This window comes from Coleofasciculus sp. D1-CHI-01 (genome assembly GCF_040218875.1).
Taxonomy (GTDB): domain Bacteria; phylum Cyanobacteriota; class Cyanobacteriia; order Cyanobacteriales; family Coleofasciculaceae; genus Coleofasciculus.
Genome location: NZ_JAVJQP010000140.1, coordinates 42,572 through 55,811, shown reverse-complemented (window position 1 = coordinate 55,811; position 13,240 = coordinate 42,572). Strand labels below are relative to the sequence as shown.

The following is a 13,240-nucleotide window of genomic DNA, read 5'->3' as shown; positions in this document are numbered from 1 at the left end:
GATAAAGTGCAAGGAAATGGGGTAGCATCCTTCATAAGTATGGCATCACCTTGCTCAGGTAAAATGTACCCTTGCTCCCCCAGCTCCCCCAGCTTCCCCAGCTTCCCCAGCTCCCCCTCACCACAAGACTTATTCAGCAGCCCCTATTGTAGGTTCTCGCGCACTGCCGAAGGTAATCGCGAGACTTTTTGAAGAGTTTGAGCGATCGCACAAGGTCATTCTCCAGCCAGATTCAACACAGCAGCGCGGGTTTGCAGATCGCACCGGAAGCCAAGTGTCTCAAGCTGATTTAAAATGGGTGATATTGCCTCAATGTATCCAGACTGTTTTGCCTTGAGAATTATACCCAATGTTCCTGTGAAAATGATATTTAGTTGACGGGCGCAACGTCTGGCAAGAGCATCATCAAGTAGGACAAGAGAATCTGGAGTTTCTAGTGCTAAGGTTAAGGCTTCTCGCTCCCCTATTCCCAGATCAGAGGCGGATGGCAAAAGTGGTGATTCTTGCACTGGACGAATGGTTATCCAGGAAAGCAAGTCAGGTTCAGGTAGTGCTACACCTAGAGAACGCCCTTGCGCCAATTCCTCAGCAACGCCTTGGGGCATGATAATTTGATTGTATAAACTAGGGAGTAAGTTCAGTAAATTGGTTTGGTAAAGATACTGGATTGGTGACGTATCGGTAATGACTTCAGGCATTAGCTAAATCTTCCGCTAGTTCTGATTCAGTTAAGCGAAAAGTATCAACACCGAATTCAGCAAGTTTAGATAAAAATACGACTCGTGGAATTCTGGCTAGATTTGCTGCGGCTCCAGAAGAAAGTCGCCCTAATTCATAAAGCTTAACGGCGGCGGCTAAAAGGATCTCACTATCGAGTTTTTCAGGAGTTAGCTTCAGTGCCTGTACTGTTTCTTCAGATATGGACAGTGTAATTTCATACATAGCCAAATTCAAATTCAATCTTCTCTCATTGTAGTTGTCGGGTAGACAGTCGATTTGTAGGGGCGCACGGCGTGCGCCCTGTAACCCTGTGCGCCCTGTAACCCTGTGCGCCCTGTAACCCTGTGTGTCTTTCCTGTCGAGGTTGATGGGCACATATTGGGATTTATCGTCGCACACTGGGGAATGGGCGCATACCATGCGCCCCTACGAGCGGGGTGGTTTCATTAAGCAAGTTTAGATAAAAATACGACTGCCTAATAAACTTTTGTAACAAAGCCTTGACGCTGGGGCATCCATCCTTCAATGTGCTAAGATAATCCAAATTAAACCGAAAACTCTTAGCGCCACTCAAAGCTGTTCCCGCAGCTCTGAGCAGCTAACCCCCAAACTGACCAGACCAGTCTGGAAGCTAGAAGAAATACTAACACTCCTCTAGCCACTCCGACTTCTTATGGCAACTTGTGCGGGGTGGCTAAGATTTTGGGTCAATTGATTTTAGGGTTGAGGATTTAGGCGTTTTCCTGGCAAAACAGCCGATATCGCCACAAATCCAACATCAACTGTCCTAAATCAAACCAATGCTACCGCTCATACCCAAATCAGGAGTGATTTACCATGCCTCGGAACTTGATCACGGCTGGAGTTGTTGATCCTTGCCAATTTTCCCTCGACGAAGTACGCCACCAAGTCGCTACATTTCTTAACATTCCCCTCCAGCAAATCGATCGCGTCGAATGCTGGCACCACCAAATCTGGGTCAAGCTAGCCGAATCCCGTGCTATCTTTGTTAGTTATCGCAACTTGCCCCTTTGGATTGAGGCTGGATTGGCGGCAATTGGGCGCTGTACCTCTCGTTCCCAGCTTGATGAATTAGGCGAAATCTTCCGCCGTGAACGCGACTGGTATGATCAGCATGACCAACCCGAAACCGTGCAAACCTGGCGTCAGGCGTGGGCAAAACAGGCGGAATACTTGAAAAACGAGGAAGAATGCCTGAAACCCATTCGCGCCCATCAGGAAGCTGCACAGGATTGGTATGGGGCTTGGAAACGGGTACTCTACTGTTGCCGAGAGTTTAACCGACTTCAGGGATTAGTCGGAGAAATTAATCAACAAAGTCAGGAGTTTCAGGATTTACCTGAGATTATGCAAAAAATGCAGCAATTGTGGCATCAGCGCTGGCATGAACTATCGGGTGCGATCGCCTAAACCGTAGGGGCTTGGTTACCAAGCCCCTACCAATCCCCTACGGGTGGTGTGCCTACATATAGGGTGTAGTTGAATGATGTATCCTTATATGTGGGGTAGCCAGGGTCAATCTGGATGAATCAGGAATGCTATTAGACCCGTCAGCTTACCATGAAGGTGAGCGATCGCACCCCTTAACTGAATCCTTATCTCTCTTTGTCCTATGTCCTTCGTCGGTCTACATATTCACAGTGACTACAGCTTACTTGATGGCGCGTCCCAACTCCCGCAACTGGTGGATCGGGCGGTGGAATTAGGGATGAGTGCGATCGCACTGACGGATCATGGGGTGATGTATGGCGCGATCGAGTTGATTAAAGTCTGTCGGGGGAAAGGGATTAAGCCGATTATCGGCAATGAGATGTATGTGATTAATGGGGATATTCAAGATAAGACGAAGCGACCCCGCAAATATCATCAAGTTGTTTTGGCTAAAAATACCCAAGGCTATAAAAATTTAGTTAAACTGACGACAATTTCTAATCTGAAAGGAATCCAAGGAAAAGGAATTTTTCAGCGTCCTTGTATTAATAAAGAATTACTCAAACAGTACAGTGAGGGATTAATCGTCACCAGTGCTTGTTTAGGGGGAGAAGTTCCCCAAGCCATTCTCAAAGGTGATGTGCAACACGCCCGAAAAATCGCCCAGTGGTATAAAGAGGTTTTTGGTGACGATTATTATCTAGAAATTCAAGATCATGGCTCGATTGAAGACCGAATTGTTAATGTAGAAATTGTTAAAATTGCTCGTGAGTTGGAGATTAAACTGGTTGCCACAAATGACTCTCATTTTATCTCCTGTTACGATGTCGAAGCCCATGACGCCTTACTCTGTATTCAGACGAGTAAATTAATCGAAGATGAAAAGCGGATGCGCTACTCCGGTACCGAGTATCTTAAGTCTGCTGAGGAGATGGCACAGCTATTTCGGGATCATTTGCCCGATGAGGTGATCCAAGAGGCGATCGCGAATACGTTGGAGGTCGCGGATAAGGTAAAACGTTATGACATTATGGGGGAACCACGCATCCCCAATTATCCCGTTCCCAAGGGTCACAGTGCTAATAGTTACTTAGAAGAAGTTACTTGGGATGGATTATTGGAGCGCATGGGATGTCGTTCTCGCAGTGACATCGATCTCGTCTATAAAGAACGGCTGGAATATGAGCTGAAAATGATGCAGCAGATGGGATTTTCCACCTACTTTTTAGTCGTATGGGATTATATTAAATATGCCAGAGATCAGAAGATTCCTGTCGGTCCAGGACGGGGTTCTGCGGCGGGTTCTTTAGTGGCTTATTCCCTGAAAATTACTAATATTGATCCGGTGCATCATGGGCTTTTATTTGAGCGCTTTCTCAATCCGGAACGGAAATCTATGCCTGATATTGATACGGATTTCTGTATTGAACGCCGGGATGAGGTGATTGAATATGTCACCCACAAATATGGGGCAGATCGGGTGGCACAAATTATTACATTTAACCGGATGACATCAAAGGCGGTATTAAAAGATGTCGCCAGGGTTTTGAATATTCCCTATGGGGAATCAGATCGGATGGCAAAAATGATTCCGGTTTCACGGGGAAAACCCACTAAGTTAAAGGTAATGATTTCTGAGAAAACGCCTACACCAGAGTTTAGAGATGCTTACTTAAATAACCCCGAAGTGCAGCGCTGGCTGGATATGGCAATCCGGATTGAGGGTACTAATAAAACCTTTGGCGTTCACGCGGCGGGGGTGGTGATTTCATCCGAACCCTTAGATGAAATTGTTCCCTTGCAGGTGAATAATGAGGGGGCGGTGATTACTCAGTATTTTATGGAGGACTTAGAATCCCTCGGACTCTTGAAAATGGATTTTCTAGGTCTGAAAAATTTAACCACGATTCAGAAAACGGCGGAATTGATTCGCCAACATCAAAATATAACGTTAGATCTGGATCAGTTACCCCTGGATGAACGTAAGGCGTTTGAGATTGTGGCAAAAGGGGAAATCAAGAAAATACCCGATGACATAAAACAGACTTATAAGGTTTTAGAGAAAGGCGAGTTAGAGGGAATTTTTCAACTAGAATCGTCGGGGATGCGCCAGGTGGTGCGGGAGTTGAAACCGTCGAGTATCGAAGATATTTCTTCGATTTTGGCATTGTATCGTCCGGGACCTTTGGATGCAGGTCTGATTCCTAAGTTTATTAATCGGAAACATGGGAAAGAAAAGGTTGAATATCAACATCCGCTATTAGAGCCAATTTTAAAAGAAACGTATGGTACGCTTTGTTATCAAGAGCAGATCATGAAAATGGCTCAGGATTTGGCGGGGTATTCCCTGGGTCAAGCGGATTTACTACGTCGATGTCTGAGTGGTTCAACGGAGATTATTGATGCAGAAACGGGGCGTTTAGTGTCTCTCAAAGACATTGCATCCAAACCTGAGTATTGGTTGGGACGAGAGGTGTTGTCTCTGGATCAGGTAACGCAAAAGATTACTCAGCAACCGATTAGTGAAATTCATCCGAACGGCGTGCGAGATGTTTGGGAAATCATCACGAAAACCAATCGTAAAATTAAAGCGACAGCGGATCATCGTTTCTATTCATTATTAGGATGGCAGCCTCTGGATCAGTTTAAGGTTGGTAGTCGGATTGGACTAGCTAAGATATTACCACTGGCGGCAGAGAGTGATATATCAGATGCTCAAATTAAGCTAACTGCTTATCTAATAGGTGATGGTCATCTTTCGACAAAGAGTCCTTCCTGTAGTTATTTCTGTAATAGTGACCCTGAACTGATTGCTGATTTTAATCATTGTGCAGAACAACTTTTTGGGACGACTGCACCAGTCGATCATCAGTTCCATCCGAATCGTCAATCTGTAACCTATGTCCGGATTGGTTTTCTTTCTGCCTTTAACCATTGGGTTGATCATTATATTAAACGCGCTCATTCAAGAGATAAAAAAATTCCCAAGTGGGTGTTCACACTATCTCGCCGTCAATTGCAACTGTTTTTAGGAACATTATGGTCAACCGATGGCAGCTTTGATAGTAAAATTGGACATACAGACTATACATCAACCTCTGAAATCCTCATCAGACAAATTCAGCATTTACTCCTGCGACTGGGTATTGTTGCCCTGTTTAACGTTAAAACAATTCAGTACAATGGCAAGCCTCACATTTCCTACAGAGCGCAAATTACAGGGCGTGAGGATATGCTTAAGTTCTGTGAACTGATTCAACCCTTTTTGAGTAGCTATAAATGGCAACAAGCTCAAACGTGTTATGCGGTGATAAAGAATAAGTCGCAGAATCAGTCAAAACATTCAATTCCTCCAGACGTGATTTCCTTAATTGCCCAAGCGAAAAAAGCAAAGGGTATGACGTGGAAACAGATTGATCACGCTGCTGGTGTCCGACAGGGAACCATGTCTTCTGGTTTAAATTTCCAGAAAGTTCCCACTCGGAGTTTAGCACGTCATCGAGTCCAGAATTTTGCCACGGCTTTGCCGGATAAAGCACTGATGGCAATTGCGGAATCCGATGTATTCTGGGATGAAATTGTCTCGATTGAATATGTTGGTCAAGAGGAGGTTTTTGACTTAAGTATTTCCCCAACCCATAACTTTATTGCCAATGATTTTATTGCTCATAACTGTATGGGTAAAAAGAAAGTGGCAGAAATGGAGAAACATCGAGAGATTTTTATCGATGGCGCGGCAAAAAATGGTGTAGCAAAACGGATTGCGGAAGAGTTATTCGAGCAGATGATTCTATTTGCTGAATACTGCTTGAGTTATGATACACAGATTCTCACGGTTGAATATGGCGCTGTGGCAATTGGGGAAATTGTAGAAAAGCAGATTGAGTGTACGGTTTATAGTGTGGATGAGCATGGTTATGTTTACACGCAACCCATTGCACAATGGCATAATCGCGGTGAACAAGAGGTGTTTGAATATGTGTTAGAGGATGGTGCTACGATTCGGGCGACAAAAGACCATAAGTTTATGACAGATGAGGCTCAAATGTTACCGATTGATCAGATATTTGAGCAAGGCTTGGAGTTGAAGCAGGTGGAGGTATTGCAACCTGTTTTTTAAGAGAGGGAAGCCGCAGCATTAACCAGCCTTAGGTTGATAGTCCATTTACAGGGGGAAGGGCTGTATTAACACACCATGCTACCGTTAAGGGCTTAGATTACCTTAGCCGCAACTGTAGCTTTTTAACTATTGTTTCTTTCTACGGAAGACCCGGACAAACCCACAGCTAAAATGTTGGAATAGATTTTACCATTGAATCGGGCGCACGCTATGCGCCCCTACGGTTTCGGGGCGTGATTCTAATTCATCAATTAAGGTGTGTCAGTCCAGTAGTCCAGTAGGGTGGGTTAGGCGGGGTTTTAATCAAGACAATAACCCTTCAATGAAGTATCCGCCGTAACCCACCAATGTCTTGAGCAATGATGCATTATGAATGGTGCGTTACGCTTCGCTCTCCTCACGATGGCGTCGGGTTCTTCCAGACTTAGTGTGCTAAACTATCAGCTTTCAGAGTTCATAACGCTTACCAAATAAGGACTGTAGCGCCTGATTCCATCAAAACGACTTGAAATATGGGAAGAAATGCCTAAAGCTCTTACTATTCAATGTTCGGACTAATCAAACTAACAATTTAGCACCCTAAGTACAGAAGACCCCGGTTTTACCCGGTGCTAAATTGCTAAAACACTTGGATCGTAGGGGTTTATGTCCCTGCAGTACCCCTGAACGGGGGGGACTTCAGTTTAAAGATTATGTGAAGATTAAGGACTAGGTTAGTAAAGATTCTGTAAAGATGATGCTTTAATGTAAATTTATGTTAGATTCATCTGTATTCTATTTATGCGAGAAGCGAGGTTGGGGTGAAAAATGCTCTTGGGAAAAACCGATAATGATGACAATACCGTAATTGTTCCCTTCAATGTTTTTACACCCAACCTAGAAGTATCAGCAGCACAAGTAACTGATGCGGATGGGAATCTGGTAACATCGGTAGCGGCAGATGAAAGGGTTAGTCTGTCTTGGACAGTATTAAATAGTAGTACCACGGCAACGGCAGGAGCCAATTGGTACGATAGAGTTTATATTTCCCAAGATACAACCCTTGATAGTTCGGATGTGCGGTTGGTGAACCAATTTATCACTTCACCTACACCGTTAGCGGCGGGAGATGATTATACAATTACCAGTAACTGGACTATCCCGGAAATTGCCACAGGGAATTACTTCTTCCTGTTTAAGGCGGATGGTAGTGAGGCTCAACAAGAAACAGATGAAACGGATAATATTACGGCGATTCCGATTCAGATTGATGCGCCTAACCTAGAAGTATCCTCAGCGCAAGTCACTGATGCTAATGGGAATCCAGTAACATCGGTAGCCGTAGATGAAACGGTTACTCTGTCTTGGACAGTAATTAATAGTAGCACCACGGCAACGGCAGGAGCAAATTGGTGGGATAGAGTCTATATTTCCCAAGATACAACCCTTGACAGTTCTGATGTTCGGTTGGTGAACTATTTTATCAACTCCCATACACCGTTAGTGGCGGGAAATAATTATACAGTTACCAGTAACCCGATTATTCCAGAAATCCCGACAGGGGATTACTTCTTCCTGTTTAAGGCTGATGGCAGTGAGAACCAACAAGAAGCCGATGAAACTGATAATATTACGGCGATTCCAATTCAAATTGATGCGCCGAATTTAGAAGTATCAGCAGCACAAGTAACTGATGCGGATGGGAATCTGGTAACATCGGTAGCGGCAGATGAAACAGTTACTCTGTCTTGGACAGTATTGAATAGTAGTACCACAGCAACGGCGGGAGCAAATTGGTGGGATAGAGTCTATATTTCCCAAGATGAGACTCTTGATAGTTCAGATACTTTATTACTGAGCGAATATACAAGTTCGTTTACACCGTTGGCAGCGGGAAATGACTATACCATTAACCACAATGCGACTATCCCAGAAATTGCTACAGGGGATTATTTCTTCCTGTTTAAGGCTGATGGCAGTGAGAACCAACAAGAAGCCGATGAAACCGATAATATTACGGCGATTCCAATTCAAATTGATGCACCGAATTTAGAAGTATCAGCAGCACAAGTAACTGATGCGGATGGGAATCTGGTAACATCGGTAGCCGCCGATGAAAGGGTTAGTCTGTCTTGGACAGTATTAAATAGTAGTACCACGGCAACGGCGGGAGACAATTGGTACGATAGAGTCTATATTTCCCAAGATACAACCCTTGATAGTTCGGATGTGCTGTTGGTGAAACAATTGATCAACTCACATACACCGTTAGCCGCCGGAGATGACTATACCATTAACCTCAATGCGACTATTCCGGAAATTGCTACAGGGGATTATTTCTTCCTGTTTAAGGCTGATTACAATGAGCAACAGCAAGAAACAGATGAAACTGATAATATTACGGCAATTCCGATTCAGATTAGTCCGCCTGCTGACTTGGTAGTCAACTCCGTAACTGCACCAGCAACAGCCAACTTTGGTGATACCATCACGATTGATTGGCAAGTTGCCAACTCAGGAGTAGGAACCGCTACCAGAACATGGCGCGATCGCGTCTTTCTTTCTAGTGATAATACCATCAGTACAAATGATACTATCTTACTGACCGAATTTGCTCCGACGACTCTCGCTTCAGGTCAAACCTACAATCAGTCAGTATCCGTTACTTTACCCTTAAATAACTCCATCACAGCGGGGACTTACTTCCTCTTGGCTGAGACGGATAACCTTGAACAACAGTTCGAGACGAATGAAACCAACAATGTTAACCTCAGCCAAATTGAACTGACGATTCCGCCAATACCCGACTTAATTGTTAGTGACATTAGCGCTCCAACTACAGGTTTCTCAGGACAAGGAATAGAGGTTTATTGGACATTGACGAATCAAGGGGATGGCACAGCTAGTGGCACTTGGACTGACCAAGTTTTCCTCTCTGACAATCTAACCGTTGGTAACGATCAATTCCTCGATTCCTTTACTTTTACTGGGACTCTGGCACCCGGAGAATCGATAACTCGCACCCAGACAGTAACGCCGCCAATCGACTTAGCAGGTGATCACTATTTCGTCGTTGACACGGATACAGATAACCAAATCTTTGAGTTTACTGATGACAATAATAACAGCGCGATCGCTGACCAGGCAATCAGCCTAGAATTGTCCCCTACTCCCAACCTACAAATAACCAGTGTTACCGCACCAACAACAGCCTTCTCTAGTCAGGAAACCGTCATCGAATGGATTGTCACCAATAGCGGCACGGCGGCTACCAGTACACCGATTTGGATGGATCAAGTCTGGCTATCTCTAGACCAAACCTTAGATAACAATGATACGTTATTGGGTTCAACAACGAATCCCAGCTTACTAAATGTGGGCGATAGTTATAGTAATAGTCTTACCGTTACGCTACCCCAAGGAATTAATGGTGATTACTTTTTCATTGTCCAAACTGATGCCGGAAATCAAGTCTTTGAATTAAATAACGAAACTGACAATAATGGAGTTAGTCAAACTCTCACGATTACCGTTAATGACATTAACGAATCTCCCACGATTACCTCTAACCCTACAGCTAACCTCGATGAAAACACGACTCTAGTTACCACCGTTACTGCAACTGATCCTGATGGCGATATTCCTACCTTCTCGATTATCGGAGGAAGCGATAGTAGTTTATTTACCATCGACGCCAACACAGGAGAATTAAACTTTAACAACGCTCCCAACTTTGAGTCTCCCCTAGATGCGGATGGAAATAACATTTATGACGTAGAAATTACGGCTGATGATGGTAATGGCGGTAGCGATAGTCAAACCCTCACGATTACTGTTAACGACATTAACGAATCGCCCACAATTACCTCTAACGCCACTCCTAACCTCGATGAAAACACGCCTCTAGTTACCACCATTACTGCAACTGATCCTGATGGCGATATTCCTACCTTCTCGATTACCGGAGGAAGCGATAGTAGTTTATTTACCATCGACGCCAACACCGGAGAATTAAGCTTTAACAACGCTCCCAACTTTGAGTCTCCCTTAGATGCCGATGGAAATAACAGTTATGATGTAGAAATTACGGCTGATGATGGTAATGGTGGTAATGATATTCAAATCCTCACAATTACTGTTAACAACATTAACGAATCTCCCACGATTACCTCTAACGCCACTCTTAACCTAGATGAAAACACGACTCTAGTTACCACTGTTGCCGCCACTGATCCTGATGGCGATATTCCTACCTTCTCGATTACCGGAGGAACCGATAGTAGTTTATTTACCATCGACGCCAACACCGGAGAATTAAGCTTTAACAACGCTCCCAACTTCGAGTCTCCCATAGATACCGATGGAAATAACAGTTACGACGTAGAAATTACGGCTGATGATGGTAATGGCGGTAGCGATAGTCAAACCCTCACGATTACCGTTAACGACATTAATGAAAGTCCCCTTGCTAACAACGATAACTTCAGCACTGATGAAGCTACCGCCTTCACAACTGCCAATGTTTTAGACAACGATAATGACCCAGATTCTAGCGATACAATCAGCATTTCTACCCTTGATACTACAACCACTTTAGGTTTAGTCATCAATAACGACGATGGTACATTCCACTACAATCCAAATGGTCAATTTGAATTCCTGGCTGTCGGAGAAACTGCTATTGATAACTTTAGCTACACAATCGACGATGGTAACGGCAACACTGACACTGCCACCGTTAACATTACCATCAACGGCGTTAACGATAGTCCCACAGCCAATGATGATAATTTCACCATCAACGAAAACTCTGCTTTCACCACAGCTAGTTTCTTAGACAATGACAGCGACATCGACAGCAATGATACTCTTACCTTCGCCAGTATCGATACCAGCAATACCCTCGGCACAGTCACGCTGAATGCCGATAATACCCTCACCTACAACCCCAATCATGCCTTCGCTTTTCTTACCCAAGGAGAAACCGCTACCGACAGCTTCATCTACACCCTAGACGACGGCAACGGTGGCATCGATACCGCTACAGTCACCGTCACCATTAATGGTAGCAACGACGCACCCACCCTGAGTACCATTAATAAATCCGGGGATGAAGACACGACGATTTCCTTCACGGCGACTGACTTTACCACTGTATTTAATGATCCTGAAGGGGATAGTCTCAGTCACATTAATATCCTGTCTCTCCCAGCTAACGGTGTCCTCCGTTTAAACGGTACCGCCGTAACCCCAGGGGAAACGATTGCCGCCGCCAACCTAGATAACCTCAGCTTTACCCCCGATGCCAACTTCAACGGCACCACTAGCTTTATCTGGAATGCCTCGGATGGTTCCCTATTTGCTGCGGGTGCCGCGATTAATCTAACCATTAACTCGGTTAACGATGATCCGGTGAGTGGAGATGATAGTGTCACAATCCTACAAGACACAACGGTAACGATTGATGTCTTGGCTAATGATAGTGATCCGGTAGAAGGAGACTCTGTATTTATAGACAGCTTTGATGCCATTTCCCTTCTAGGTAGCACAATTAGCCAAGATGATAACGGCACACCGAATGACTTAACGGATGATCAACTCGTTTATACGCCTGAATTTGGCTTTGTCGGCACCGATAGCTTCACCTACACAATCTCCGATGGCAATGGGGGAACATCCACCGCCACTGTGGATGTCATCGTCGAACCCATCCAGGATATGACTCTCTTGGGCACTCCCCTAGACGATACCCTCGTCGCTAATATCGGTAACGACACTCTCTTCGGTTTAATGGGTGAGGATATCCTGAATGGAAAAGCTGGCGATGACTTTGCCGACGGTGGTGCCGATGATGATCAGCTTCAGGGAGAGGCTGGAAATGATACCCTTCTGGGTAACTCAGGGAATGACTTCCTCGATGGGGGAGAGGATGATGATCTCCTAGACGGCGATACCGGAGATGATATCCTGCTTGGTGGTTTAGGCAACGATACCCTCAACGGTGGTGCGGATCGTGATTTCCTCAATGGGGGAGTAGGAGACGATCTCCTGGATGGTGGCACCGGTAGCGATCGCCTATTTGGTGGTGCTGGTGCCGATAAGTTCCTGTTACAATCGGGTACGGGAGGGGATCTGATTTTTGATTTTAGCGATAGTGAGGATTCATTTTTACTCACCGATGGTCTAACCTTCGGGCAATTAAGTATTATATCGAATGGTTACAGTACCTTAATTCGTGATAATGACACCAGTGAAATATTGGTGACAGTTTTAGGTGTATCGGACTCTTTAATTACTGAAGCTGACTTTACTTGACACTCCCCGGTCTCGCATACAAGGGGATTCTTTCTTCTCAGGGATTCCTATGAATTTACCCTCAGAAAGCATCTTGACCGTGTGTCCCACGGCGGCAAGTCCACGAATGCAGACTATTTGGGCGGCGGCTACATCTCTATCGGTTGTATAGCCGCAATGATGGCATGAATGGATACGCTCAGATAGTAGCTTTTTACCCGTTTCAGTTAGACACTTAGGGCATATCTGGCTAGTTTTCTTGGCGTCTGTTTTCAGGAAAAATACACCACGCTTAAAACAGCATTGTTCTAATATCTGGAGGAACTGACCCCAACCCGCATCTAAACAATGTTTGCCCAACATCCCCTTAGCTAGTGCTTTTAGGTTGAGCGATTCGGCAAATATCATACCCGCCCAATCACAAAGGTTGTGTGCTAGCTCCCAATGGTAATTTTTTCTAATGTTAGCTATCCGTTCATGCAATCGGTTTACTTTGGCTTGTGCCTTTTTCCGGTTATTACTCCCTAGCCGCTTTCTGGATACTCTACGTTGCAGCAATTTAAGCTTGCGTTCAAGTTTCCGGAAGGGCTTGGGATTGGGGAACAATCTGCCGTTAGAAGTGGCGACAAAATGACTGATTCCTACATCATCCCTATGATACACGACTAATTAACT

5 protein-coding genes and 1 pseudogene are annotated in these 13,240 nt (G+C 44.7%); 3 read left to right on the top strand and 3 right to left on the bottom strand.

Translation table 11 applies throughout. The annotated features are described in order from the left end of the window. Positions 1-215: 215 nt before the first annotated feature. Entirely contained in the window at positions 216-698 is a 483-nt protein-coding gene (locus tag RIB93_RS24905) for a DUF3368 domain-containing protein (RefSeq protein WP_446376705.1), read from the bottom strand. Next, on the bottom strand, positions 691-942 hold the full coding sequence (locus RIB93_RS24900; RefSeq protein ID WP_446376703.1) for a UPF0175 family protein: 252 nt from the start codon (positions 940-942) through the stop codon (positions 691-693). The genes RIB93_RS24905 and RIB93_RS24900 overlap by 8 nt, the downstream gene beginning before the upstream one ends. 615 nt (positions 943-1,557) lie before the next feature. Here RIB93_RS24900 and RIB93_RS24895 point away from each other — a divergent pair. From RIB93_RS24895 to RIB93_RS24885, 3 genes are all read left to right on the top strand, one after another. After that, positions 1,558-2,151, top strand: coding sequence for a hypothetical protein (locus RIB93_RS24895; protein WP_446376701.1), 594 nt, complete (start codon positions 1,558-1,560; stop codon positions 2,149-2,151). A gap of 202 nt (positions 2,152-2,353) precedes the next feature. Continuing rightward, the gene (gene dnaE / locus RIB93_RS24890; RefSeq protein ID WP_446376699.1) at positions 2,354-6,292 is read left to right on the top strand and encodes a DNA polymerase III subunit alpha; all 3,939 of its coding nucleotides are present in this window, start codon (positions 2,354-2,356) and stop codon (positions 6,290-6,292) included. A gap of 813 nt (positions 6,293-7,105) precedes the next feature. Then, on the top strand, positions 7,106-12,586 hold the full coding sequence (locus RIB93_RS24885) for an Ig-like domain-containing protein (protein ID WP_446376697.1): 5,481 nt from the start codon (positions 7,106-7,108) through the stop codon (positions 12,584-12,586). On the opposite strand, the pseudogene RIB93_RS24880 reads toward RIB93_RS24885, so the two are convergent. Continuing rightward, positions 12,560-13,213, bottom strand: a pseudogene (locus RIB93_RS24880) (RNA-guided endonuclease InsQ/TnpB family protein); the annotation flags it as partial. The gene RIB93_RS24885 and the pseudogene RIB93_RS24880 sit on opposite strands and share 27 nt — an antisense overlap. Positions 13,214-13,240: the final 27 nt, after the last annotated feature.

What these genes read in the sequence shown, in the direction of transcription:
- dnaE (WP_446376699.1), top strand. Translation starts at nt 2,354, where the DNA reads ATGTCCTTCGTCGGTCTACATATTCACAGTGACTACAGCTTACTTGAT.
- RIB93_RS24900 (WP_446376703.1), bottom strand. Translation starts at nt 942, where the DNA reads ATGTATGAAATTACACTGTCCATATCTGAAGAAACAGTACAGGCACTG.
- RIB93_RS24895 (WP_446376701.1), top strand. Translation starts at nt 1,558, where the DNA reads ATGCCTCGGAACTTGATCACGGCTGGAGTTGTTGATCCTTGCCAATTT.
- RIB93_RS24905 (WP_446376705.1), bottom strand. Translation starts at nt 698, where the DNA reads ATGCCTGAAGTCATTACCGATACGTCACCAATCCAGTATCTTTACCAA.